25 protein-coding genes are annotated in these 25173 nt (G+C 65.8%); 11 read left to right on the top strand and 14 right to left on the bottom strand.

The genetic code is table 11. From position 1 onward, the window contains the following. Positions 1-81 precede the first annotated feature (81 nt). The 5 genes from PO883_RS03325 (at position 82) to PO883_RS03305 (ending at position 8292) form a co-directional block, all read left to right on the top strand. A complete protein-coding gene (locus tag PO883_RS03325; RefSeq protein WP_289308490.1) occupies positions 82-558 on the top strand; it encodes a DcrB-related protein in 477 nt (158 codons plus the stop codon). Beyond that, entirely contained in the window at positions 559-5007 is a 4449-nt protein-coding gene (locus PO883_RS03320) for an RHS repeat-associated core domain-containing protein (protein ID WP_289308489.1), read from the top strand. Between the two features lie 13 nt (positions 5008-5020). Then, positions 5021-5419, top strand: a complete 399-nt coding sequence (locus tag PO883_RS03315; RefSeq protein ID WP_289308488.1) for a hypothetical protein — start codon at positions 5021-5023, stop codon at positions 5417-5419. Between the two features lie 417 nt (positions 5420-5836). Further along, on the top strand, positions 5837-7522 hold the full coding sequence (locus PO883_RS03310; RefSeq protein ID WP_289308487.1) for a sensor histidine kinase: 1686 nt from the start codon (positions 5837-5839) through the stop codon (positions 7520-7522). Beyond that, complete coding sequence (locus PO883_RS03305) at positions 7519-8292, top strand: response regulator transcription factor (protein ID WP_289308486.1); 774 nt, start codon at positions 7519-7521, stop codon at positions 8290-8292. The genes PO883_RS03310 and PO883_RS03305 overlap by 4 nt, the downstream gene beginning before the upstream one ends. Here the strand turns inward: PO883_RS03305 and PO883_RS03300 are convergent. The 13 genes from PO883_RS03300 to PO883_RS03240 all read right to left on the bottom strand — a co-directional run bounded on the left by PO883_RS03300 (position 8279) and on the right by PO883_RS03240 (position 18846). Further along, the gene (locus tag PO883_RS03300) at positions 8279-9187 is read right to left on the bottom strand and encodes a type II secretion system F family protein (RefSeq protein ID WP_289308485.1); all 909 of its coding nucleotides are present in this window, start codon (positions 9185-9187) and stop codon (positions 8279-8281) included. The genes PO883_RS03305 and PO883_RS03300 overlap by 14 nt on opposite strands. 13 nt (positions 9188-9200) lie before the next feature. Next, a complete protein-coding gene (locus PO883_RS03295; RefSeq protein ID WP_289308484.1) occupies positions 9201-10208 on the bottom strand; it encodes a type II secretion system F family protein in 1008 nt (335 codons plus the stop codon). Between the two features lie 9 nt (positions 10209-10217). Next, on the bottom strand, positions 10218-11564 hold the full coding sequence (locus PO883_RS03290) for a CpaF family protein (RefSeq protein WP_289308483.1): 1347 nt from the start codon (positions 11562-11564) through the stop codon (positions 10218-10220). Next, positions 11551-12753: an AAA family ATPase gene (locus PO883_RS03285; RefSeq protein WP_289308482.1), complete on the bottom strand. Its 1203-nt coding sequence runs from the start codon at positions 12751-12753 to the stop codon at positions 11551-11553. Before PO883_RS03285 ends, PO883_RS03290 begins: the two co-directional genes overlap by 14 nt. A gap of 21 nt (positions 12754-12774) precedes the next feature. Continuing rightward, positions 12775-13218 (bottom strand): TadE family protein, encoded by a 444-nt coding sequence (locus PO883_RS03280; RefSeq protein WP_289308481.1) that lies wholly within the window; start codon positions 13216-13218, stop codon positions 12775-12777. After that, entirely contained in the window at positions 13215-13643 is a 429-nt protein-coding gene (locus PO883_RS03275; RefSeq protein ID WP_289308480.1) for a TadE/TadG family type IV pilus assembly protein, read from the bottom strand. Before PO883_RS03275 ends, PO883_RS03280 begins: the two co-directional genes overlap by 4 nt. A 3-nt stretch (positions 13644-13646) precedes the next feature. After that, on the bottom strand, positions 13647-14942 hold the full coding sequence (locus PO883_RS03270; RefSeq protein WP_289308479.1) for a Tad domain-containing protein: 1296 nt from the start codon (positions 14940-14942) through the stop codon (positions 13647-13649). Positions 14943-14999: 57 nt separating this feature from the next. Then, positions 15000-15203 carry a Flp family type IVb pilin gene (locus PO883_RS03265; RefSeq protein WP_289308478.1) on the bottom strand — a complete coding sequence of 68 codons (204 nt, stop codon included), beginning with the start codon at positions 15201-15203 and terminating at the stop codon, positions 15000-15002. 48 nt (positions 15204-15251) lie between these two features. Beyond that, complete coding sequence (locus PO883_RS03260; RefSeq protein ID WP_289308477.1) at positions 15252-15455, bottom strand: Flp family type IVb pilin; 204 nt, start codon at positions 15453-15455, stop codon at positions 15252-15254. A 118-nt stretch (positions 15456-15573) separates the two neighbouring features. Continuing rightward, complete coding sequence (locus PO883_RS03255) at positions 15574-15852, bottom strand: hypothetical protein (protein ID WP_289308476.1); 279 nt, start codon at positions 15850-15852, stop codon at positions 15574-15576. A 10-nt stretch (positions 15853-15862) separates the two neighbouring features. Continuing rightward, positions 15863-17377, bottom strand: coding sequence for a type II and III secretion system protein family protein (locus PO883_RS03250; protein ID WP_289308475.1), 1515 nt, complete (start codon positions 17375-17377; stop codon positions 15863-15865). 22 nt (positions 17378-17399) lie between these two features. Continuing rightward, a complete protein-coding gene (cpaB, locus tag PO883_RS03245) occupies positions 17400-18242 on the bottom strand; it encodes a Flp pilus assembly protein CpaB (RefSeq protein ID WP_289308474.1) in 843 nt (280 codons plus the stop codon). 19 nt (positions 18243-18261) lie between these two features. Further along, on the bottom strand, positions 18262-18846 hold the full coding sequence (locus PO883_RS03240) for a prepilin peptidase (RefSeq protein WP_289308473.1): 585 nt from the start codon (positions 18844-18846) through the stop codon (positions 18262-18264). A 313-nt stretch (positions 18847-19159) separates the two neighbouring features. Here PO883_RS03240 and bla point away from each other — a divergent pair, with 313 nt between their 5' ends. Next, on the top strand, positions 19160-20056 hold the full coding sequence (gene bla, locus PO883_RS03235; RefSeq protein ID WP_289308472.1) for a subclass B3 metallo-beta-lactamase: 897 nt from the start codon (positions 19160-19162) through the stop codon (positions 20054-20056). 10 nt (positions 20057-20066) lie between these two features. Further along, positions 20067-20354 (top strand): hypothetical protein, encoded by a 288-nt coding sequence (locus tag PO883_RS03230; RefSeq protein ID WP_289308471.1) that lies wholly within the window; start codon positions 20067-20069, stop codon positions 20352-20354. A gap of 82 nt (positions 20355-20436) precedes the next feature. On the opposite strand, the gene PO883_RS03225 is transcribed toward PO883_RS03230, so the two are convergent. After that, entirely contained in the window at positions 20437-21183 is a 747-nt protein-coding gene (locus tag PO883_RS03225; RefSeq protein WP_289308470.1) for a hypothetical protein, read from the bottom strand. Between the two features lie 241 nt (positions 21184-21424). Between PO883_RS03225 and PO883_RS03220 the strand changes: the two genes are divergently transcribed. The 4 genes from PO883_RS03220 to PO883_RS03205 are packed head-to-tail and all read left to right on the top strand — an operon-like array spanning position 21425 to position 25093. Beyond that, entirely contained in the window at positions 21425-22072 is a 648-nt protein-coding gene (locus tag PO883_RS03220) for a TetR/AcrR family transcriptional regulator (RefSeq protein ID WP_289308469.1), read from the top strand. Further along, positions 22069-23037, top strand: a complete 969-nt coding sequence (locus PO883_RS03215) for an HlyD family secretion protein (RefSeq protein ID WP_289308468.1) — start codon at positions 22069-22071, stop codon at positions 23035-23037. The genes PO883_RS03220 and PO883_RS03215 overlap by 4 nt, the downstream gene beginning before the upstream one ends. Before the next feature lie 56 nt (positions 23038-23093). Further along, on the top strand, positions 23094-23972 hold the full coding sequence (locus tag PO883_RS03210; protein WP_289308551.1) for an ABC transporter ATP-binding protein: 879 nt from the start codon (positions 23094-23096) through the stop codon (positions 23970-23972). Beyond that, the gene (locus tag PO883_RS03205) at positions 23969-25093 is read left to right on the top strand and encodes an ABC transporter permease (RefSeq protein ID WP_289308467.1); all 1125 of its coding nucleotides are present in this window, start codon (positions 23969-23971) and stop codon (positions 25091-25093) included. Before PO883_RS03210 ends, PO883_RS03205 begins: the two co-directional genes overlap by 4 nt. The last annotated feature ends 80 nt before the right edge of the window (positions 25094-25173 follow it).

The following is a 25173-nucleotide window of genomic DNA, read 5'->3' as shown; positions in this document are numbered from 1 at the left end:
GGCGAGCGGCGAACCGACGCGCAGATCCTACCCCCCACGTGAATTTTCTCCCCCCGACTCCACCATCGATAGAACACAGCTATGAGCCAATACAATCTCAACGAAGCGAGTTTCGATCTGCACCCGAGCCTGAAAGACCGCACGGTCAACCAATTCATCATCAACGACGACGGTCCGAGCGACTTCTCCTTTGTCATCTCGCGCGCCGAAGACTTCACCGAAACCACGGTCGACGCCTTCGCCCTGCGCCTTGCAAGCGAGCTGCGCAAAGCGTTGCCGAAATTCGAACTGCTCGGCAAGCGCGACCTGACCGTGGACGGCTCGGCAGCGGTGGAATTGCACTACACCTGGCGCAATGGCGATAGCGAGCTGCACCAGCGCCAAGTGGCCGTCTTTGTCCAGGCCGCGAGCGCGGTCAGCAGCAAGGCCTTGCTGCTGACCGGCACCAGTCACGGTGCCTTCAAGGACGAGTGGAATACGGCGTTCGAGACCATGCTCGGCAGCATGCACCTGCACGCGCCGGTGCCGGCCGCGGACCACGCTGCCCAGGAGTCCTGATTGAGCGCGGCGGCCGGACGGGTCGACGATCCCATCGCGCATAGCCATGCGATGGGCGGTTTGATCGCCGGCCTGGTGATCGGCGCGCTGGTCGGCGCCGCCATCATCGCCACCGGCGGCCTGGCGCTGGTGGCGGTAGCCGGGGCGGTGGCGGTCACGGCCGGTGCCGCCGGCGTGGGGGAAGTGGTCGGTTCGATGAATGTGACGGACAAGATCTTTGGCGCCAACCTGACCGGGGTGGTCAAGACCGGCTCGGCGAACGTCTTTGCGAATGGCAAGGAGGCCGCGCGAGCCCACCTCTCCACGGCCCTGTGCGCCACCCATGGACCGACGCCCCAGCTGGTCGTGCAAGGCTCGTCCACGGTATTCGTCAACAGCCTGCCCTTTGCCCGCGTCGGCGACATGATCAGTTGCAGCGCGAAGATCCATGCCGGCTCGCCCAACGTCTTCGTCGGCGGCGCGACCATCACCACGGATATCGACCTGATCACGCCGGAAGTGCCGGGCTGGGTGCACACGACCCTGCTGGTGGCGGGATTGGTCAGCGCCACGATCCTGGCCGGCCCCCTGGTCGCCCTCGGCGGACTGGCGCTCGGCATGGTGGGCGGCAAGGGCGGTGCATACATCGGCGGATTGATGTTCGGCGAAGGGTCGGACGGCCAGAAAGCCATGATGCTGGCCGGCAGCATGCTCGGCGGCGCGGCCGGTGCCAAGGGCGGCGCATGGCTCGGCAACAAGTACATTCCCACTCCCGCGACGCCGGCCATGGCGTTCGTCAAGGGTGGCGTACCCGGCGTCGTTAAATTCAACCCCGCCAACGAGCGTCCCAACGGGACCAAATGCAAGTGCGGCGATCCGATCGACGTCATCACGGGCGACGTCATCATGGAACAAACCGACTTCGCCTTGCCGGGCGTGCTGCCGATCGTACTGCGGCGCGTGCACACCTCGGGCAATCCGGTCGGGACGGTGTTCGGCAAGGCCTGGGCCAGCACTTGGGGGCAATGGATCGAAGTAAGTAATGACGCGGAACTGGTGTTCCATGCCGAGGATGGCGCCTCGATGCGCTTTGCCATGCCAGACATGGGCGCAAGCGTCACGCACCCTGTCTACCAGGGTTTCCGCGTGACCCGGCTCGACGGCCACTTCCTGGTTGAGCAACGGCATCAACCTACCTTGCGTTTCGAGCCAAGCGATGCAAGGCACTGGCGTCTGGCCGCCATCACGGACCGCAACGCCAACCGGATTGCGCTGGTCTACACCGGCGCTGTCCTGACCGAAGTGCGCCACAGCGGCGGCACGCGGCTCAAGGTCGAGGCGAGCGAACATGCGATCACCCGCATCAGTCTGCTGCACCCCGAGGGCGGCCAGACCACGCTGACCAGCTACACCTACCATGCCAATGGCGACCTGTCGGGCATCATCAACAGCAGTGGCTTGCCGCTCACCTATGCCTATGACAGCGCCCACCGCCTGATCCGCTGGCAAGACCGCAACGGCGTATGGATCGGCTACCGCTACGACGCCCGGGGCCGCTGCGAGCAGACCAGTGGCGGTGCCGGCGGCCACATGACCGGCCGCTTCGTCTACGACGACGCGCGCAAGATCAACACCTACACCAATTCATTGGGCCACGCCACCGCCTACCACTACAACGATGCTTGGCAGGTCATCAAGGAAGTCGATCCGTGCGGCGGTGTCAGCGAGTTCGACTATGATGCGCAGCAGAACTTGCTTGCCACCATTACCCCAGGCGGCGCAGTGCTGCGCTGGGCCTACGATGCCCGTGGCAACATGGTTGGCCACATCGATGCATCGAACCAGGAAACCGTCATTGCCTATAACTGGCGCGACTTTCCGGTGGCTGTTACTGCGCCGGATGGAAACCGGGTTGAACGCACCTATGACGAGCGTGGCAGCCTGATTCAAGTCGGCCAGGGCGGCGCCTGGACGCGCTTCGAACATGACGCAAATGGCAATGTAGCGCGTGTCATCAATCCGGCCGGCGCGGTCGCCACCTTCGAGCATGATGCGCGCGGCCTGCTGATCAGTGCCACCGACTGGCAGGGCAATCCGACCAGGCTTGCGCGTGACGACTTCGGCCGTGTCAGCGCGCGCACCGACGCGCAACAGCATATCAGCCACTACGTCTACAACGTCGAGGGCCAGCCGCTGGAGATTACTCTGCAGGATGGCAGCCGCCACCTCGCCCGGTACGATGCCGAAGGCAACTGCATCGCCCGCACCGATGCGCTGGGCCGGGTGACCCAGCACGCCTATTGCGCTTTCGACCGTCTGGCACAGACCACCGAAGCGGACGGCGCCATTACGCGCTACGAATACGATACCGAAATGCGCCTGAGCGCAGTCATCAATCCCCTCGGTGAACGCTGGCGCTATCTCAGGAACGCCAATGGGCAAGTCATCGCGGAAACCGATTTCAGCGATCGCACGATCGAATACGGCGTCAATCCCGACGGTCTGATGATCGAGAAACGCACGGCTGCGGGCCAGCGCACACGTTATTTGCGCAACCACGCAGGTCAATTGCTTGAACAGATCAACAGCGAGGGTAGTACCCGCTATGCCTACGATGCGCTGGGCCGGCTGGCGCGCGCCGCCAATGCCGACAGCGATATTGTTTTCGAGCGCGATGCGCTGGGCCGCCTGGTCAAGGAAACACAGAATGGCCGCAGCATTGCCAGCGGCTACGACCTGATGGGCCGTCGCACCGAGCGCTTGAGTTCAAGCGGACACAGTAGCGTATGGGAATTCGACGCCAACAGCCTGCCACTTGAACTGACGCTGCCCGATGCGCAGACCTTCAGCTTTCTGCATGACAACTGTGGCCGCGAGACCGGACGCAAGTTGCCAGGCGGGGTACGGATCGAGCAGGAATACGATCCGCTGAACCGCCTGACCCGGCAATGGGCCGGCATCGCGCCAGAGTCTGGCCGGCAGGCCCGCACGCTCCAGGAGCGTGCCGTCAACTATGACGGCAACGGCAATCCGAGCAAGCTGGGTGCGCGCAACGCCGGCGTCGTTGATATCGGCTACAACAGCGTTGGCCGGGTCACGCAAGCCCGACGCACCGACAGCGAAGAGCAATACGCCTACGATCTAGCAGGCAATCTGATCGCTGCGATCAAGCAAACAGCGCTGTTTGGCACTGACGACAGTAATGCCGACGCACGCGGTCAACGCATCCACCAGGGCGGCAGGCTGATCCAGGCTGGCAAAGTCATGTATGAATATGATATTGAGGGACGCGTCATCAAGCGCAGCGAGGGCAAGCGCTGGGGACGGCAGCAGAGCTGGCACTATGTGTGGAACAGCGAAAGTCGCCTCAAGCGTGTCATTACGCCCGATGGCGATGCCTGGGAATATACCTATGATGCACTGGGCCGCAGGCTGAGCAAAAAACAGGTTCCGGGCAATGCCGGCTCGCTGTTTACCGAAATCGCCTACCTGTGGGATGGCCACACGGTCGCGGAAGAGCGGCGCTTCAGCAAAAAACCGGACGGCAAGGGTGGCTCCGACATCATCGAGGAAAGCTGCGCTTCCTGGGACTACGAGCCAGACAGTTTCCGGCCGCTCGCAAAGACCGAAACGATACGGCGCAAGGGCAAGGAAACAAGCAAAACCTACGCTGTCGTGCTGGATCACATCGGTACGCCGAAGGAGTTGATCGATGCCGACGGTGACATTGCGTGGCAGGCGAAAACGAATGTATGGGGCGAGATCGAGGAAACGACCGTCAGCAAGACCGATTGTCCGATTCGTTTCCAAGGCCAGTACTACGATACCGAGTCGAAACTGGCGTACAACTGGCATCGCTATTATGATGCAAGCACGGCACGGTATCTGACGCCGGATCCGCTGGGCTTGGCGGGCGGCCCCAATCCGTATGCCTATGTGGACAATCCGCTCAGTTCGGTGGACCCGCTCGGGTTGGAGGCGTGCGATGGGCAAACTTCGGCGATTGATATCGCCAACTTGAAGGCACGGGACATACCGAGCTTTAAGAGTGGGGATTTTAATAAGTGGTTTGATGCAAGATCCAGCCAGGAACTGGCATTGATATATGAAAATCCAGGATTGCGTGCAAAGGTTGAAACCGGATTGCGTGGTGCCGGAGGTCAACACGAGATGCTGATGGTTGCAGAGGCACCTAAATGGCGGCAATGGGGTGTGAAAGCCAAGGAGGTTCAGGAAGATTTCGCCATTCCAATTGCCGAATTGAATGAGGGCGGATTGGCAAATGGCTGGACCCACGTCGTTGGCAAGAAAGGAGTTCCCGCACCGAATTCCAAGACCGTCCACAACCAGCTTCAGAGCATCATCCAGAAATCAAATACCCTGCCTGAATTCAAGGCTAACATCAGACCGTGGGCTGAGACTTGGATTACCGGTGGATATGATGGATTACCGCCGGGTTTTCACAACTAATTAGGGAGGAAATATGGCTCGACACGATTATTCCGATGAAGACGAGTTTTATGAACAGAATTTTGAAAAAAAAGGCGTGCTTTCGGCATGGGTCGGTTTGACCCCTCAGACTGAAGAAGATGAGGACATCGACATACTGCAGGACCTGTGCGGCGTGGGTTATTACAGGCTCAGCGACCAGGAAAGCATGTCTTTCGACAATGAAGTGGTTGAGCTATCACGCCTCCTGGCCCCTCTGTCTTATTCAAAAACGTATAGTGACAATGTGATGGCAGCGGCGAAAAAAATAGGAATAGAAAAAGCACGAGAGGTTGTTATTCAATACGACTTCGCGTATGACCCGGCAGTCGTCACCCGCGCGATAGCAGATGATCCCGTTTTCATCGGCGTTTTTGCTTACTCCGATCAATAGATCGGGGCATGATTCTTCCTGCCGCAGCCGTGCTGCAGTGATGGTATCAGCGCCATCCGGCCTGTTTCGATGAAAAAAAGCCCCGCGCATCTTGGTGATGACGGGGCATTTTTCATGCCGGCACGGATGTACGCGCGCTAGCTGACGATGAGGTCGTCATGGAAGGTGAGCAAGCTGGCGTAGCCCATCTCGTACGCATTTCCGCTGGACAGTATGTGGCGGAAGGCGCGCCATTGCGCCGCACAGAACCTTACCCGCCTTTGTGTCGCGGCGCATGGCCCGATGCTGTGACCCGCGTCATGGGCGGCTGAAAGTAACAACCTACAATCAATAATCGATTGGCAACAGCAACCCCGGCCCGGCACCACGGCGCCGGCGGCAGGCAGCATGGCTTGACTGCGAACGGAACGACAGCGAATGGTGATTGCGGACTCCCCCCTCGACAAGGATGCGGCCGGCTCGGTGGCGCAGTCGGACGTGGCATACAGCCAGCTGGTCGCGCGCATCAGGCTGGTGCTGACCGTGTCGGCGGTCCTGGTCGCCGTCCTCGACCACCCCGGACCGGAGCGCGCCAACGTCGCCGCGCTGCTGGTCCTGTCGGTCTACGCGGTGCTGTGCGCGGCGGTCTACCTGGTCCCGCGCTGCCAGTCGCGCTGGACCCGTGGCAAGCTGCGCCACCGGCTCGACGTGGCCGTATCGGCGGCGGTGCTGGCCGCGGTCGGCCCGGCCGATATCTTCCCGCTGGTATTCCTGTTTTTCGCCATCGTGGTCGCCTCGCTGCGCTATGGCCTGGCCGAAGGCGTGCGCGTGACCATCGCCACCGTCTTGCTGTACTGCGTGGCCGCGCTCACCGCACTGCCCGCGGTGACGCCGGCGCGCCTGCTGCTGCATGCGGCCGTGCTGCTCGCCTTCGGCCGCGTCATCGCCCAACTGGGCGAAATGCACATCCTGGCGGCGCGCCGCCAGGCCTTGCTGCGCGAGATGAACCAGGTGGCCAATCCGCGCTTCGGCATCGACCGCAGCATGACCGCCGCGCTGGAACGGGTGCGCGCCTTCTTCATGGCCGACAGTTGCCTGATGCTGCTCGACGAGCGCGACAGCGGCGGCCACGCGCTGCGCACGGTGCGCGCACGCGGCCCGGCGGTGGCCCCGGCCGACCCGATCGACCCGGCCCTGGCGCGCGCCATGCTGCCCGGGCCGCCTGGGCAGGTGCTGCTGTACACGCGTCCCTGGTGCCGCTGGAGCGCTCTCGGCGGCTGCGCGCTTGGCCATGGCGGCGAGCTTCCCGCCTGGACCCGGCACGACCCGGTCCGCCTGCGCCAACTCGCCGACCTGCTGGGCGCCACCGCGTTCATCAGCGCCCCCGTCAGCTTTGGGCGCGGCAAGGGCCGCATCTACGTGGCCGCGCGCACGCGCCACCTGGGCCGCGGCGACGCCCTGTTCCTGGCGCGCATCGCCGAACAAGGCTTGCGCGCCATCGACCGCATCGACCTGCTCGACCGCATCGCTTCCGACGCCGCCGGCCTGGAGCGCAAGAAGATCGCGCTCGACCTGCACGACACGGCCATCCAGTCCTACATCGGCTTGCAGCTGGGCCTGGTCGCCCTGTGCCGCAAGGCCGCGCCCAGCAATCCGCTCGCGGCCGACCTCGACAAGCTGGTGACGATGGCGGCCGACGTCATCGCGCAACTGCGCGACGAGGCCAGCCGGGCCTGCGGCGCCGCGCCCGCCGGCGACGCCATGTTCGACGCCGCGCTGCGGCGCCAGGCGGCCCAGGCGCTGGCCACCTACGGCGTCGAGATCCGCATCGATGCCGGCGCCAGCGTCGCGCTGGGCGACCGGCTCGGTGCCGAAGTGCTGCAGATCGTACGCGAAGGCATCAGCAACGTGTGCCGCCACACCGACGCTACAAAGGCCACCGTGGCGCTGCGCTGCAGCGGCGCCATGCTGCACATCGACATCATCAACCCGCACGGCGCCAGCGCGCCGCCGGACTTCCAGCCGCGTTCGCTCAGCGAGCGCGCCAGCGCCTTGGGCGGCGCCGCTTCCGTGCGCCAGGATGGCGCCAACGGCACCATCGTCACCGTGGAGATTCCATTATGAAAAGTGAAGCACAAGACCTGTCCGGCCCGGTCAAGGTCATGCTGGTCGACGACCACCAGACCATGCTGTGGGGCTTGCAAACCCTGATCGACGCCGAACGCCCGCGCATGGCCGTGGTGGGCACGGCGCGCAGTTGCGCCGAGGCGCTGGCCGGCGCCGCGCAACTGCTGCCCGACGTGATCCTGCTCGACCTCGACCTGGCTGGCGTTTCCACGGTCGAGTTCCTGCCGGAACTGCTGGCCAATGGCGTTTCGCGCGCGCTGGTGCTCACCGCCGCCCATGATCCCGAACTGCTCGACCTGGCCGTGCGGCGCGGCGCACGCGGCATCCTGCACAAGGAAGTGACGGCCGAACAAGTGATCAAGGCGATCGCCAAGATCCACGGCGGCGAACTCTGGTTCGACGCCGGCACCATGGAGCGCGTGTTCGGCCAGATGCTGGGCTGGCGCCGCGCGCTGCGGCCCGACCCGCCGGCCGAAAAGCATGCCGCCCTGACCGCGCGCGAACGCGCCATCGTCAGCGCCGCCGTCGAGCACAGCGGCAGCGCCAACCACGAGGTGGCGCGGCGCCTGTTCATTTCCGAGCACACCTTGCGCAACCATCTCAGTTCGATCTACCGCAAGCTCGACGTCTCCAACCGGCTCGGCATGTACGTGTACGCGATCCGCCACGGCCTGGTCCCGCCCCAGCCCCAGCCCCAGCCCCAGCCCCAGCCCCAGCCCCAGTCCGAGCAGGACGCGCCGCGCCACGAACGCCTCAATGGGCACTGAGCACCGGCATGATGGTGCGTACGATGACGATCATGGCCGGTCCCAGCACCACCATGATGATCGACGGGAAGATGAACAGGGCCAGCGGAATCAGCATCTTGGTCGGCACCTTGGCCGCGTGTTCCTCGGCGCGCACCTGGCGCTTGTGGCGCAAGTCTTCCGAAAACACCCGCAGCGAGTCGCCGATGCTGGTGCCGAATTTGTCCGACTGCGCCAGCATGGTGGCGAAGATGCCGACTTCCTCGATGCCGGTGCGTAGCGCCAGGTTGCGCAGCGACTGGGTGCGGCTGGCCCCGGCCCGCATCTCCAGGTTGGTCAGGTGCAGTTCCTCGGCCAGGGCGCGGCTGCTCATGCCCATTTCCTCGGCCACCCGGTTCAAGGCCGCATCCAGCCCCAGTCCCGCTTCCACGCACACCAGCATCAGGTCGGCGGCGTCTGGAAAGTGCTCGAAAATCTCGCGCTTGCGTTCGCGCAGGCGCAGCCACAGCGCCAGGTTCGGCAGGTAGCAGCCGGCCAGCGCCGCGATCCCCAGGTTCATCAGCACCGTCATCTCGTCCATGCCGGTGAAGGCGCGCAGCAGCAGCCAGGTGGCGCCCGCGAACAGCAGCGGCAGCACCGTCTTGAGGCCGAAATAGATCAGGCGCGCGTCGGCGCGCCGGATGCCGGCATGGATGAAACGCAGGCGCAGGGGCGAGCTGTCCCAGTCGCCGCTGGGCGCCAGCACGCGCGCGAACGGGCCGACCGCCTGCGCCACGGTGGTGCTCCAGTCGGTGGCGGCGGCCGGATTGCCGATCGCGTCCAGGCGCTGGTCCAGGCGGCTGGGCACGAGCAGGAGGAACAGGCCGGCGATGGCGGTGGTGACGGCCAGGAAGACCAGGGCAGCGAGCACGAACATGATGATCCCCTTTCTAAAAACGGATACGAATGATGTGACGCAGCAGCACGATGCCGCACGCCATTGAAATGAGCATGGCGCGTACCAGGTTCTGGCCCAGCGGATCGGTCCACAAGGGGGCCATGAAGTCCGGATTGAACACGCTCATCAGGGCACCGATGGCGAACGGCAGCAGCGACAGCAGCCAGGCCGACAGGCGCCCCTCGGCCGAGAGCACGCGCACATGCCAGAACAGCTTGAGGCGCTGGCGGATCAGGCGGCTCAGATTGGCCAGCACCTCGGTCAGGTTGCCGCCCGCCTCGCGCTGGATCAGCACCGCCACCACGAAGTAGCGCAAGTCGGTGATCGGCACGCGCACGCTCAGGTTGCCCAGCGCCTGTTCGAGCGAGACGCCGAAGTTGATTTCGTCGTGCACCATCCGGAATTCGGCGGCGATCGGGTCGGCCATCTCCTCGCCGATCATGTGCAGGCCGGCCCCGAAGGCGTGGCCGGCGCGCAGGGCGCGCCCCAGCAGGTCCAGCGCGTCGGGCAACTGCTGCTCCAGTTTTTTCAGGCGGCGCCGGCGGCGGTGCTGCACGTACGCCAGCGGCAGCCAGGCCAGCGTGGCGCCGGCCAGCGCGCCCAGCGTGAACGGCTGGTGCAGCAGTGCCGTCAGCAGCAGGAAGCTGGCCGCCCCCAGCGCGATGCAGGCCAGCAGCAGCTTCGAGACCGTCCAGTCCAGGTTCGCCTGCAGCAGGTAGCGGTCGAGCTGGTGGGCGCGCGGCAGGCGCAGCAACAGGCGCTGGAACGGCGGCAGTTCGCTCATCATGCGCTCGCGCAGCAGGTGCGACTGGGCCGAGCTGTCGCCGGCGGCCGAGAGGGCCTTGAGGCGCCGTTCGATCTGCCTGGCCTGCGGTCCCTTGTAGGTCCGCCACATCAGGTAGAGTCCCTCGAACAGCAGCACCACCGCGATGAAGACCAGCACCGCCAGCAGCGGCGAAACGGCCGCGCCGGCATCGATCCGATTGACGTGACTGAGCATGATGGCCTCCTACTGGTAGCGGCGGGTGCTGTCGAACATGGCGTCCGGCAGGGTCACGCCGAAGGCGCGCAAGCGCTCGCTGAACTTGGGACGCACGCCGCTGGCCTGGAAGTAGCCTTCGACCGTGCCGTCGGCGGCCACGCCGGTCTGGCGGTACGCGAAAATCTCCTGCATGGTGATGATGTCGCCCTCCATCCCGGTGATTTCCTGGATGCTGGTGATCTTGCGCCGCCCGTCGATCAGGCGCAGGCCCTGGATCACCACCGTGATGGCCGAGGCGATCTGCTGGCGCGCCGCCTTGTGCGGCAAATTCAGGTTGGCCATGCCGATCATGTTTTCCAGGCGCGAGAGGGCGTCGCGCGGGTTGTTGGCGTGGATCGTGGTGAGCGAGCCGTCGTGGCCCGTGTTCATCGCTTGCAGCATGTCGACCGCTTCGGCGCCGCGCACCTCGCCGATGATGATCCGGTCGGGGCGCATGCGCAGCGCGTTGCGCACCAGCGCGCGCTGCGTGATTTCGCCCTTGCCTTCGATATTGGGCGGGCGCGTTTCCATGCGCACCACGTGCGGCTGCTGCAGCTGCAGTTCGGCCGCATCTTCGATGGTGACGATGCGCTCGGACGGAGGAATGAAGCCGGACAGGATGTTGAGCAGGGTGGTCTTGCCGGCCCCGGTGCCGCCGGCGATGATCATGTTCACCTTGGACTTGCACAGCCCTTCGAGCACGCTCGCCATGTCCGGCGTGAGGCTGTGCAGGTCGTGCACCAGGTTATCCATCCTGAGCGGAATGTGGGCGAAGCGGCGGATCGACATCATCGGGCCGTCCAGCGCCACCGGCGCGATCACGGCGTTCACGCGCGAGCCGTCCGGCAGGCGCGCATCGACCATCGGGCTCGATTCGTCGATGCGGCGCCCCACCAGCGAGACGATCTTGTCGATGATGCGCAGCAGGTGCTTTTCGTCGGTGAAGCGCACCGTGCTCAGTTCCAGGCGGCCCTTGCGTTCGACGAAAATCCGGTTGTAGCTGTTGACCAGGATATCGGACACGGTCGGATCGGCCATCAGCAGTTCCAGCGGGCCGAAGCCGAGCATTTCGTGCTGGATGTCGCGGATCAGGGAGCGCCGCTCGGACTCGTTGATGGCGGCCTGCTCCTCGTCGAGCAAGCGTTCGGCCATCACCGCGATTTCACCGCGCAGCAGGGGCCCCGGCAGCGCTTCGAGCGCGGCCAGGTCGAACTTGTCGAGCAGCTTCAGGTGAATGCGGCCCTTGATGGCGTGGTAGTCGTCGCTGGCGCCTGGTGTCGCCACGCGCAGGTCGGCCTGGCTGTCGATGGCATTGAGTTGGTCACGGAAGGACATGGGATTCTCCAGTGTGGCGTCCGCACAGGCGTGCGAACAGGCGTGCGAACAGGCCCGCCGGCAGCCTGGCGCCGGGGGCGGCCTGCGGGCCGGTCACCAGCGACTCGGCCAGCAGGGCCACGCCGTGCAGCACCGGATTGGCGCGCCCGCCGGCCAACAACGGTTCGCCGTGCTCGATCGCTTGCGTGACCGGCCGGTACGAATTGGCGACGGTGTGAATGGCGAACTTACCCAGCGCTCCGCCTATCTCGGCCACCCCGATCGGGCCCTGGCGCTCGAAGCGGTTGACGATCAGTTCAACCTTGTCGGGCCCGTAGTCGAGCGACTTGAAAATGGCCAGCATCTTCTTGGCGTTGCGGATCGAGGTCAGGCCGGCCTGCAGCACCGGATAAATGCGGTAGGCGCGGTCCAGCGCCCTGATACCGAGGGTGGTCACCGGGCGCCCGATATCGAGCACCACGTAGTCGTAGTGGCGCACCGCCAGCGCCAGCACCGCATCGACGTGCGCGGCGCTGATCTCGACCGCCTGGGCGTGGTCGTCGGGCGCGGCCAGGATGCTGAAATTTGACGTCACCCGGACCGCGCTGGCGGCCAGGAAGGAGGCGTCGAGGCGGCCGATGGCGCGCGCCACGTCGGCCAGGGTGGAGGCGGGATGGCCATCGTGCACGAAGGCCAGCGCGTCGCCGAACTGCAGGTTCAGGTCGACCAGCAGCACGGAACCGGTTTGCGCCAGCTGGCTGGCCAGGCTGGTGGCGAGGAAGGTGGCGCCGCTGCCGCCCTTGCAGGAGATGAAGGCGAGCAGCTTGCCGTCGCTGTGCGCCTGGGCGCCGCGCAGCTTGGCGCCGATGCGCGCCAGCGCCGCTTCCAGTTCGGCCGGCGCGGGCGGCGCCGGCAGCACCTCGCGTACGCCGGCGCGCATGGCGTTGATCAGGAACTCGGGCGAGCAGGCCGCGCACAGCAGGACCACGGCGATGTGCGGATGGGCGCTGGTGATGGCGGCAATGGCGGCCAGGCCGGCGGCATCGGCGCAGCCGTCGACCAGCAGCAGGTCGGGCTGGGCGCGCGCGGCCAGCGGCGCCAGGTCGGCAGCCCCGCCCACGCTGGGCAAGAGCAGGTGCGTGCCGGCCGCTAGCTGCTGGCCGATCTCGGCGAGGCGTATTTTGTCGGGCGATACGATGGCGATTTTCATGGCAGGTTCCTGGTGTGCGCTTTATTGGCAAATGAGCGCGTTATTCGGGTCGCGCCGCATCATTTCGCGCGGCAGATAGGTGCTGAAGGCGGGCAGTGCGCGCACCGGCATCACCGCCCCGACCACTGGCGAGAGCCAGCGGTATTGCAGGCTGGTGATGGTGACCGTGACGCCGGCGCAGCTGGCGGCGTCGCAGCCGGACGGCTCCCACGCCAGCGCCACCGCGCCGATCTCGGGCACCATCATGCGCATCTTTTGCAGCACTTGCCCCTGGTTGGCCGGGTCGGCGCACACCACCGCGTAGCGCGCCCCGGCACGGGTGGCCTCGGTGGCCGCGTTCCAGGTAAACAGCATGCGCGCCACGTCGGTCGCGCCGAGCAGGAACATGAAGAAGAGCACCAGCACGAGCGCCAGTTCGATCATTGTCGCGCCATGTTCCCTGGCGCCGTTCCGCTTGGTTTTCATAGTGGGCTGCGCATCGTGGCGCTGATATCGTTAAAGGAAATGGCCGTGAACCTGGCGCCGAACATATCGGCCACCATGGGCCGGAACTGGTAGCCGGAGACCCGGATCGTGACGGTGTTCATCAGCGGATCGCTGCCGGCCGTCTGCCAGGTCGGCGCCGCCACGTTGGCCGCCGTCAGCGCCGGGTCGAGCAGGGCGCCGGTGCCGGCCACGTTCCCGTACAGGATCAGGTTGCGCGCCTCGGTCACATGGGTGCCGGGCGTTTGCATCGACAGGTAGCGCACCGCATTGCGCACGGTCTTGGCGGTGGTGTTGTAGCAGTAGACGGCGCGTCCGAGTTCGGCGCACGTCAGCGACAGGATCAGCAGCAGCGGCAGCACGAATGCGAATTCGACCAGGGCCACGCCTTGTTGACGGTGTCTCATGGCTCACCTCACCAGTACCGGTACCAGCGGCCCGGCCACGCCGCCGGGCGTGCCGCCCGGTGCGCAGGGCGAGCTTGCCGCTCCCGCCAGGCCGCGGAACTCGAGTTTGGCGGAATCGTTCGGACCGCTGAGGGGATGCAGCATGAGCATGCACGCGAAGTCGATCACCCTGGCCGCGCTATTGATGACCGGGACGATCACCAGGCGCCGGCTGGTGCCGTACTGGCGGTGTTCGCCGGCGGCGCCGGGCGTGGCCAGCTTGTGGAAACTGTTCAGGTGGTTGCTGTCGCCGAAGGCGATCTGCGACCCGGTCTTGATGCTGGTGCCGGTGTCGGCCAGCGAGGCCCAGGCGGCGCGCTTGGTGACGTAATTCTGTGCGCTCGGGTGCGAGCCGGCCGCCGGGGTGCCGCCGAAGGCGTTCTGCGGCACCGCGTTCTTCCAGTTGGCGGCGGTGTAGGAATAGCCGCTCTGGTCGGGGTGATTCACGCTGGGCGAGTCGCTGTTCTTGTAGACCCCGAAGCGGTGGTTCCACTGCCGGTCGACGCTGGTCTGCGCGCCCGGCGTGCCGAGCATGTCGCCCAGGCGCGTGCCGCAGCGGCCGCCCTCGGCCAGTTCGGCTGCCGTTTCGCTGGCGCTGGTGCTGCCATCGAGGTTGTACCAGCCCATTTCGCCGGCCGCGGAGGGCGCGCCGCCCTTGTCGAGCACGGTCACCCATTCGCCGACCAGGAAACCGTAGTTGTTCAATGCCGTGCAGCAGGACCTGGGCCTGATCGCCACCGGGATCGGGCAGGTGCTCTGGGCGCTGCCGCGCGTGGCGACCGCGCTGGCCAGCACCGCGCGCGTGGCCGGATTGGCCGTGCCGCTGCCGCCGAAGGCGCCCATGGCATGCAGCAGCCACATTCTCACGCCATTCTGGGTGTGCTGGCACTGCGCGTAGCGCGCGCTGGCGGGGCTGGTGGTGGGCATGTAGCCCTGGTCGCGGAAGCTGATGCCGGCGTCTTGCAGCTGGCCCTTGCCGTCCCAGCTGGCCGACTGCAGGTTGACCCGGTTCAGGTTGGCCACGGTGGTGCCGGCGCGGCGCGCCCGCGCCAGTGCGCTGGCCTGGCCGTCGAGCTCCTGGGCGGCGGCCAGGGCGCAACTGTCCATGGCCGTCTGGAGTTCGGTCTTGACGATGAACAGGCGGCCCAGGTCGAAGGCGATGGCGATGAACCCCAGCAGGAAAAACAGCAGGAAGCAGACCGTCAGGATCACCGCGCCATGCAGGCGCTGGCGGACGGCGTATCGATTGTGCGGGATCATGGTTTTCTTCCGAAAAATGACGGGCCGCGGCCGGGCCGCGGTCCGTCGGCTGGTGGGTCAGGCGCAGGCGCCGCCGGTCAGGCAGGATTCGACGCGGGCGATGAAGCCGGAAAAGCTGGTGCCGGTCAGGCCGCGCAGCGCGACCACCAGGATGATCGAGACGACCGCGATGATCAGCGCGTATTCGACCACCTGGGCGCCTTCATCGTCGCGCAGGAAGGAGCCGATGTTGCGGTTGGCGGTGTTGAGCAGTGCGTTCATGGTGCAGACCTTTCAGTTGAGATGGGAAGAGCGGAAGCGTGGCGGCGATCAGGCGCAGGCGCCGCCGGTCAGGCAGGTGCCGACGCGGGTGATGAAGCCGGAAAAACTGGTGCCGGTCAGACCGCGCAGCGCCACCACCAGGATGATCGAGACGACCGCGATGATCAGCGCGTATTCGACGACCTGGGCGCCTTCGTCGTCGCGGGCGAAGGATTGGACCGATTGGCTGGCCGTTTTCAAAAAAGTGTTCATGGGACTGACCTTTCAAGTGTGATGGATGGGAAAACATGTCCGCCCCTGCGGGCGGGATACTGCGCCGGACTGCGGCCCCGTGGCCGCTGCCGGATACTGCGGTGAAGCGGGTTGCGGCTCACTTGGCGGCGGGGCTGCCGGGGTTGATGACATTGACCACCGGTGGCGGTGCCTTGAAACTGTCGTGGTAGCGCGCCATGGCGTCGCGCGCGGCCTGGCCGTCGATGCCGGCCACCGGATCGGCGCTGGCGCCGGCCTGCGGGTTGATGGTCATGGCGCCGCGCGCCTGGCGCACGGCGTCGCCGAAACGGGCGTCGTAGCCGGGCGCCGTGGCGCAGCCGGCCAGCATGGCCAGCACGGGCAGCAGGTGCAGCGCGGCGCGGCAAGGTGTGTTCATGGCGTTCTCCTTATTTGGCGGTGGCGGTGGCGGGGGCGGACTGGCCTTCGGTCTTGCCCAGGAAAATCAGGTCGGCACGGTCGGCCGGCACATGGTTGTCGGTCGGCGCCGCCAGCCCCGATGCCGGTTTGACCAGGCGTGGCGTCACGATGAAAATCAGTTCGGTCTGGTCTTTCTGGAATTCGGTCGAGCGAAACAGCGCGCCCAGCACCGGCACGTCGCCCAGGCCGGGAAAGCGGGACAGGGTTTGGGTCACGTTGTTGCGGATCAGGCCGGCGACGGCGAAGCTCTGGCCATCGTTCAGCTGCACCGTGGTGTCGACCCGGCGTGTGGTGATCGAGGGCAGCACCGAGGTCACGCCGCCGCTGGTGGTGAAGGGCGAGCCGGTCTGGGCCAGTTCCGATACTTCCGATACCAGCTTGAGGTTGATGCGGGCCCCGCCCAGCACGGTTGGCGAGAACTTGAGGCCGACCCCGAATTCCTTTTCTTCCAGGGTGATGTTGGCGCCGCCGCTGTCGCGTGACTGGGCTACCGGAATGAAGACCTTGCCGCCGGACAGGAAGCTGGCCGACTGGCCGCTGATGGCCATGATGTTCGGTTCGGCCAGCACCCGCACCAGGCCATCTTTTTGCTGCGCATCGATGCCGAACAGGGTGGCCCCGCCCGCTCCCCCCGAGAGGCGGACGGCGGCGGCGTTATTGCCGCCCCTGACGGTCGCCTCGGCCAGCGCGCCGAACCCCGCGCCGGAGCCTTGATGGCTGAACTGGCCAAGCACCGCCGGCGCGCCGCCCAGGATGCCCGAGATGATGCGCGAGCCCAGGCCGTCGGCCGAGCCGATCATGCGGGCGAAATCGATGCCGAACTTGTCGAGCAGGGTCTTGCTGACTTCGGCGATCTTCACTTCCAGCATGACTTGCTGGGGCGAATTTACGCGCAGCAAGTTGAGCACCCGCTTGCCGCCGCCGTAAGCGCCGGCCACGCGCAGCGCTTCGTCGAGCTGCTCGGCGTCGCGTACCGTGCCGGTCAGCACGATGGCGTTTTCGGCGCTCTTGACGACGATGCCGGTTTCCTCTGGCATCAGCTCGTTCAGCTTGGCTTGCAGGGTGGCCGGGTCGATCGCCACCAGGATGTCGCGCAGATAGCACACGCCCCTCGTATCCTGCAGGATCAGGCTGGCGGAGCCGGCCTTTTTTCCGAGCAGGAACAGGTCGGTCGGGCTGAGCAGCAGCACCTCGAACTCGGCGATGGCGCCGCTGTCGGCCGCCTCGTCCGGTGCGCCCGCCGGCGCCGCCTGCCGGGCACCGCCCTGGCCGCTGGCCACGATGCGGGTGACAGGCGCCGCCAGCGGAATTACCGATGATTTGCCGAGCATCACCTGGACTGCCGTACCCACCTCCACCGATTTGCAGTTTTTAGGGCTGGCGGCGCCGGGCGCCGTTGCTGTTGCTGCTCCTGCCCAGGCCGGGACGGCAACCATCCCTGCGGTGGCGACGCTCAAGGCCGCCATGCGTATGTGTTTGTTCATGATGTCAGGTCTCCGTGGCTATTCAAAAGCAGTTCACTGCCAGCACGCCGTGCTGGATCACTTCCACGCACTGGGTGCGGCTGGGGCTGGGTGCGGCGGCGATCCGGGCCGGGCGGCTCTTGCGCACCGGCGCCGGGGCGGGCACGGGAGGCGGCGCTTTTTTCCCTCCCAACAGTTCGTCCTTGGTGATGCCGGCGGTCGACACGGTCTTCTGGTCGACCTGGTTGCGCAGCACCAGCGACAGGGTGCCGACGCTGCGCGCCAGGTCCAGCTTCTCGGAATCTTCCAGCGACAGTTCCAGGGTCACGGCACTGACCACCTTGGGCTTGGTATCGTCGCGGCCGGCTTCCTGCGCCACCGCCAGCACCAGTACCCGTTCCAGGACCGTCTTGCTGATCTGCTTGCCCTCTTCATTGCCCGATTTTTCCTGCTGGGCATTGACCATCACATCGACGTAGTTGCCGGGCAGGGCGAAGCCGGCCACGCCCACCACATCATTGACGCGCACCGTCATGGCACGCTTGCCATCGGCGATGACGGCGGACAAGCCGCCCTTGGTGCCCAGCGGCGCCAGCTTGCCGTCGAGCAGCGGTTCGCCGCGCAGGATGTTGACTTTGGCGACGCGGTCCTGCAGTTCGCCGGCATCCTTGAAGGCGCCCGGCGGCGTGGCGCCGGCTGGCCAGTCGAGGCTGGACAGCATTTCCGGGTTGATCTTGCTGCCGGGTTCGATGTCGACGGCGGCCACGACCACCTTGTTGGTGGTGGCGCCGCCCTGGCGCGCTACCCATCCTGCCGCGTAGATGGCCGCCGCCAGTCCGATGACGAGGGCGAACGCGATCAGCCCGAGTGCCTTGAGGTTTTTCATGGTGATCTCTTTCCGAGAGTCAGACGAGGTTGAACTGCTGGGCCACCAGATAGCTGGTGGTGCCGAACGCGATGCTGATGCCGTAGGCGAGCTTGCCGACCGATGGCATGGCGCCCGGCGCCAGTTGCGGCTTGCCGCAGGCAATGGCGGACCACAGCATGGCGTGCAGGGCGCCGCCGGCGTTGGCCAGCATCCGTCCCATGACCCGCTTGCGCAGGCCGAAGGCGAGGGCGGCGATGCCGGCGGTAATGATGCAAAACAGCAGGGCGTACAGGGTCGCGTCAAGGCCGAGGAAGGCGCCGACCATCGCCATCAGCTTGACGTCGCCGGCGCCCATCACGCCGATCGCGTACAGCGGCAGCATGGCGCCAAAACCGAGTAGCATGCCGGCCGGCGCCCAGCTCCAGCCGGCGTGCCAGTAGGGCGGCACGATGGTGTTGTAGACCAGCGCGAACAGGATGCCGCCGCCGGTGATCAGGTTGGGAATGCGGAAGCTGCGGTAGTCGCACACGGCGGCCGCCACCAGCAGGGCCAGCAGTACGCCGGTGCGCGGGTTGCTGACCAGCATGCCGAGCAGTTCGAAGAAGGAGGCTGTTTCGTCCATGATGACTCGCCGGTGATGTTGGGGGGCGATCGCGCCAGGCCTGGGGCCGTTGGCGTGATCGATGAAGTGAGTATATTTAGACGGGCTCGGCTGCGAATCGGCCGGATGTCCTGTTCCGGATGGGACGGCGCTCCTGTTTTTTCCGGCGGCGGATGGGACGCGCGGACCAGGCGGCGTAGTACACATGTCCTGCGCGTGTTCTGTTCAAGGGGTGCTGTTTAACGTGTAACATTGCGAACTTCGCATGGCGCGGATCGAACAAGCAATCAGTGGCAACGGACACGCCGCCGCGTTTCTTAATTGGAGACAAGCAATGGCAATCTTGCGCAAGCTGGCACTCGCCCTGGCGATCGCGGCAACAGGGATGACGGCGGCAATGGCCGGGGACGAGGGCGTCAAGTGCGCCATGTGCGAGGAATGGAACCTGCCGCAGCAGCCGTTCCAGATCGTCGGCAACACGTATTACGTCGGCCCGCGCGGCTTGTCGGCGCTGCTGGTCACGAGCGACCAGGGCCATATCCTGCTCGACGGCGCGCTACCCCAGTCGGCGCCGCTGATCATCCGCAACATCGCGGCGCTCGGTTTTCGCATCGAGGATGTGAAGCTGATCGTCAACTCCCACGCCCATGACGATCATGCGGGTGGCATTGCTCAATTGCAGCGCGCCAGTGGCGCCACCGTGGCCGCCAGCGCGCTGGCTGCGCGGGCCTTGCGCGCCGGCCTGGTCGGACCGGACGATCCCCAGTACAAGGCCGATGGCCCGGACCGCTTTCCCAAGGTGGCACAGGTGACCGAGGTGGCCGATGGCGGCGTCGTGCGGGTGGGCGCGCTGGCCGTCACCGCCCACCTTACGCCCGGCCACACCACAGGTGGCACCACCTGGTCGTGGCAATCGTGCGAGAACGGGCGCTGCCTCGATGTCGTGTACGCCGACAGCCTGAACGCGATGTCGCAGCTTGGCTTCCGCTTCCGGGGCAGTGCCACCGCGCCCGACCGCGTGCCCTCGTTCCGGGCCAGCATCGACAAGGTCGCGGCACTCAAGTGCGACGTGATGATTGCGGTGCATCCGGGTTTTTCGGACGTCATGGAAAAGCATGCGGCCCGCACCAGCGGCAACAACCCATTCATCGACCCGGGTGCATGCCGTGCGTACGCGGCCGACGCGCATGCAAGGCTGGCCGTACGCCTTGGGCGCGAAACCGCGCAATGAAGCGCCTGCCGTGATTGCGCGCATCGTTTTCGTCGCGCTTCATTTGCTGCTCGTCGTCGCAGCGACCTTTGCCTGTGCCGGCAGCACAGGCGGGTCGTCGTGGATGCGCGCGCTGCTGATCGTTCCCGCGCTGGTCAGCCTGGCGCCGCTGCCGTTTGCGGTGAGGGCGGACGTGAAGGGCCATGCCGGAAAAGCGCGCACGCTGCTGCTCAGCGTCATGCTGTCGCTGCCCGTCAGCATCGTCCTGTTGCTTGTGCTTTTGCTCTTCAATCGCTTGGGTAATGCTGGATGGCATTGAGACGAGTAGCAGTCGGTGCCCGTGAGCGCAATTGCGCCGGGCTGCGATTCCGGGCCAATGCCATTTTTCATGCGCCGTCAAATCACATGATGACGCAGCACCCGCCATTGGATTTCGGCACGTAGACCGCCTGCGTCCTGGTCGTCATGGCGCGGTTCTGTCCTTGCGAGGTTTTGTGCCCGGCAGGGTCGACGATGTAAGTCATGAGTTTGTCCGTATAACCGCATACGCTGACGTTGCGCCAGCCGCGCTTGAACAGCGTTTTCGCGAGCCGGTCGGCGAATGAAGCCTTTGCCCCGTTCGCGACCGCTGATTCGCACGCGAATACTTTAATTTTCCCTGAAAAGGACTTGCTCAGGCGTCCATTGAATATGCCAAGCAGTCCCTCGATCGACACCTCCGCAGCGTGGTCGGAGGATTTGAGCGAATTGGCGCCCGGGGCGCAGTGCCCGCGGATGTATAGAACGTCGTCCACGCCCTGCATCAGATTGAGCGCGCCGTTCAAATAAGGGGCATCCGTGCAAACAATATTGTTTGCCACGATCTTGTTCCAGCCCGGCCGTTGAGCAGCCGCGACGCTCTCGATCGCCCGGTCGCGCAGGTCGGTGAATTCTGTTTCTCGATCGCGAAATTGCTGCAGCATGGCGGAGGCCCGCGACGACCGTTGCATCGTACCCAAATGGGTTATTTTTGATTGAATAGTGATTAATGCCGACTGTGCGTTGCTCAGCGTTACCTGGGTCGTCGGATCGATGTTTCCACCCTTGGTGGAGATCACATGTTCCGCGCTATGAGCTAGATCAAATGGAATTAACACAACTGTAGTCATGATGTTTCCCTGTCAAAATATGGTGGCCGACGCAGAGGCATGTGCTGGTGTACCCATCATCGTCGTCACGATCGATTCGACAAAAAACAATTAGAAAAATTAGTATGGGGACCTGATGCCGCCTCCACAAGCGGAGCAAGCCCAGCGTCGATCCCCAGTCAGCCGGGCGTGGCGTCAAGGGCACTTTCCGGGTTTTTACAATCGTGCTTACCAATTACTACACAAGTGTATAATAATTCGCATGAACCGCCCCTCCCAAAAAATCGATGCCCAACTGATCGCCTCCGGCATGGTGTTGCTGCCCCAGACCGGATGCGCTGGTCTGTCGGTGCGCAAACTCGTCGACCACGCCGGGGTCAACCTCGGCATGTTCCACTACCACTTCAAGAACAAGGATAATTTCCTGCGCATGCTGCTGCAGCACATGTACGAGGAAATGTTCGCCGCCCTCACGCTCAAGGCGCAAGCCTCGCGCAGCGGCGCGCAGAACCTCGATGGCGCCCTGCGCGTGCTGGCCGGTTTCGCCTGCAAGCACCGCCACCTGCTGTTGATGCTGCTCTCGGAAGCGACGCGCGGCGAAGCGCTGCCCGTGACGTTTTTGCGCGAGAACCTGCCGCGCCATATCGCGGTGCTGGCCCAGCTGCTGCGCCAGGGCCAGGCCGAGGGCGACATCATCGACGCCCCGGCCATGCAGCTGCTGCCGTTCATGCTGGGGGCCATCGCCGGTCCCCTGTTTGCCGGCGGCGCGCTCGAACGCCTGCCCGCCGCGCCGCCCGAACTGGTGGCGCTGGCGCAGCAGGCGCTGTTGTCGGAAGCGGCCATCGCCCTGCGCATCGACCTGGCCATGCGCGCCGTTCTCACCGCTCCAAAGGAGTCAGCGCCGCCATGAACCTGTCCCTGCTCGCACGCCTCTGCGCCACGGCCCTGCCGCTCACCCTGTGCGTAGCCTGCGGGCCGGCGCGCGACGACGCCTTTCCCGGCTACGCCGAAGGCGATTACGTGCGCCTGTCGGCGCCCCTGGCCGGTACCTTGACCGCAGTGCACCTGCGGCGCGGCGATCAAGTCAAGGCCGGCGCGCCGGCCTACGTGCTGGAACAGGCCAGCGAAACGGCGGCGCGCCAGGAAGCGCAAAGCCGGATGGGCCGGGCCGAGGCGCTGCTGGCCGACTTGCGCAAGGGGGCGCGCAGCGATGAACTGGCGGCGTTGACGGCCGCGCTGCGCGAAGCCGAAGCGGCGCTGGCGCTGTCGCAGGCCAACCTGGAGCGCGAGCGCAAGCTGGTGGCCGACAAATTCATCTCGCGCGCCCGGCTCGATCAGTCGACGGCGGCACTGGCGGCCGACCGCGCCCGGGTGGAACAGGCCAGGGCGCGCCTGCGCGGCGCCGGCACCAGCGCCAGGAGCGACCAGGTCGCGGCGGCGGAAAAGGAAGTCGAGGCCGCGCGCGCCCAGCTGGCGCAGGCACAGTGGAAGGTCGACCAGAAAGCCCAGGCGGCGCCGGTGGGCGGCATGGTCAGCGACGTGGCCTACCGCGCCGGCGAATGGGTGCCGGCCGGCGCGGCCATCGTCACCTTGCTGCCGCCGGCGAACATCAAGGCGCGCTTCTTCATTCCCGAAACGGCGCTGGGCAAGATCCGGATGGGACAGGGCGCCATCATCGCCTGCGACGGCTGTGCGCAACCGGTGAAGGCGCGCATCACCTTCGTGTCGCCCGAGGCGGAGTTCACCTCGCCGCTCATCTACAGCAAGGAAAACCGCGCCTCGCTGGTGTTCATGGTGGAAGCGACGCCCGAGCCGGGACCGGCGTTGCTCCATCCCGGCCAGCCGCTGACGGTGCGCACGGAGCCGCAGCCGTGACCGCGCCGGCCATCGTCATCGACGTGCAGGGCCTGACCAAATCCTACGGCGGGCGCATGGTGGTCGACCATGTCGACATCCGCGTCGAGCGTGGCCGCATTTACGGCTTCCTGGGTCCGAACGGCAGCGGCAAGACCACCACCATCCGCATGCTGTGCGGCCTGCTCACCCCCGACCAGGGGCAGGGCCGTTGCCTCGGTTACGACATCCGCACCGAGGCGCGCGAGATCAAGAAGCAGGTCGGCTACATGACCCAAAAATTCGGCCTGTACGACGACTTGAGCATTGAAGAAAACCTCGACTTCGTCGCCCGTGTCTACCAGATCGCCGGACGGCGCCAGCGCATCGCCGATACGCTGGAACGGCTTGGCCTTTCCAGCCGCCGCGCGCAGCTGGCCGGCTCGCTGTCGGGCGGATGGAAGCAGCGGCTGGCGCTGGCGGCCTGCCTGATCCACGATCCGCAACTGCTGCTGCTCGACGAACCGACGGCCGGCGTCGACCCGTCCGCGCGGCGCGAGTTCTGGGACCAGATCCACGACCTGGCCGCCGCCGGCATGACGGTGCTGGTCTCGACCCACTACATGGACGAAGCGGAGCGCTGCCACCAGCTGGCCTACATCGCCTACGGCAAGCTGCTCGCGCGCGGCAGCGTGGCCGAGGTGATCGCCGGCGCCGGCCTGCATACCTGGTCCTTGTCCGGGCCGGACTTGCAGCGCGCCGCCCACAGCTTGCGCGGCGCGCCCGGCATCCGCACCGTTGCGCCGTTTGGCATGACGCTGCATGTGAGCGCCAACTCCGCCGACGCGTTCGCGCAGGCGCTGGCGCAGCCGCCCCTGGCCGCGCTCACGGCCACCCCGATCGAGACCAGCCTGGAAGACGTCTTCATCGCGCTGATGCAAGACGCGCAGGATAACTTCGGCGGAGCGGCGCCATGAACTGGCGGCGCATGCTGGCGGTGCTGCTCAAGGAACTGCGCCAGGTCGGGCGCGACCGGCTCACTTTCGGCATGATGGTCGGCATTCCGATCATGCAGCTGATCCTGTTCGGCTTTGCCATCAATGGCGACGTGCGGCACTTGCCGCTGGCGGTGGCCGACCTTGACCGCAGCGTGTTCTCGCGGCGCCTGGTGGCGGCGCTGGAGACGTCGCAGTATTTCCGCATCGTGCGCCACGTCGGCGGCGCGGCCGAGGGCGATGCGCTGCTGGCGCGCGGCGAGGTGCAGTTCGTGCTGGTGGTGCCGGGCGACTTTTCGCGCCGGCTGGTGCGCGGCGAGCGGCCGGTGATCCTGCTGGCGGCCGACGCCACCGATCCGGCGGCCACCGGCAATGCGCTGGCGTCGGTCAATGCCATCGCGGCGCGCGCCATCGGATCGGAGCTGCGCGGGCCGCTGGCGCGCCTGCGTCCGGGCGAGGCGCCCTACGACATCCGCAGCCAGCGCCGCTACAATCCGGAGGGGCTGACCCGCTACAACATCGTGCCCGGCCTGATGGGCGTGATCCTGACCATGACCATGGTGATGATGACGGCGCTGGCCATGACGCGCGAGCGCGAACGCGGCACCATGGAAAACCTGCTGGCCACGCCGGTCTCGCCGCTCGAAGTCATGATCGGGAAAATCGTGCCATATATCTTGATCGGCTACGTCCAGGTGGGCGTGATCTTGCTGGCGTCCTGGCTGGTGTTCGATGTGCCGATGGTGGGGAGTTTGCTGCTGTTGTCGGGCGCGCTGGTGCTGTTCATCGCGGCAAATCTCGCGATCGGCTTCACGTTTTCGACCATCGCGCGCAACCAGATGCAGGCCATGCAGCTGACCTTCTTTTTCTTCCTGCCGTCGATGCTGCTGACCGGTTTCATGTTCCCGTTCCGGGGCATGCCGGGATGGGCGCAGGCGATCGGCGAAGTGCTGCCGCTGACGCATTTTTTGCGCATCACGCGCGGCATCATGTTGAAGGGGAACGGGCTGGCCGACGTGCTGCCGCACGCGTGGCCGATTGCGCTGGCGATGGGCGTGGCGGGCACGGTGGCCATGCTGCGGTATCGCCAAACCCTGGACTGACGAGACCTGATTGACTAGAGAGTAAAAGCGTTTGAACCTGGAGTTTCCAGCAACAGGTTGCGGCCGTATCCATAGTGTAT

Source organism: Massilia sp. DJPM01, from assembly GCF_030348125.1.
In the GTDB taxonomy this organism is placed as follows: Bacteria; Pseudomonadota; Gammaproteobacteria; order Burkholderiales; family Burkholderiaceae_D; genus Telluria_A; species Telluria_A frigida.
Note: the sequence above shows the minus strand (reverse complement) of the source record. Positions and strands in the feature narration are given on the sequence as shown.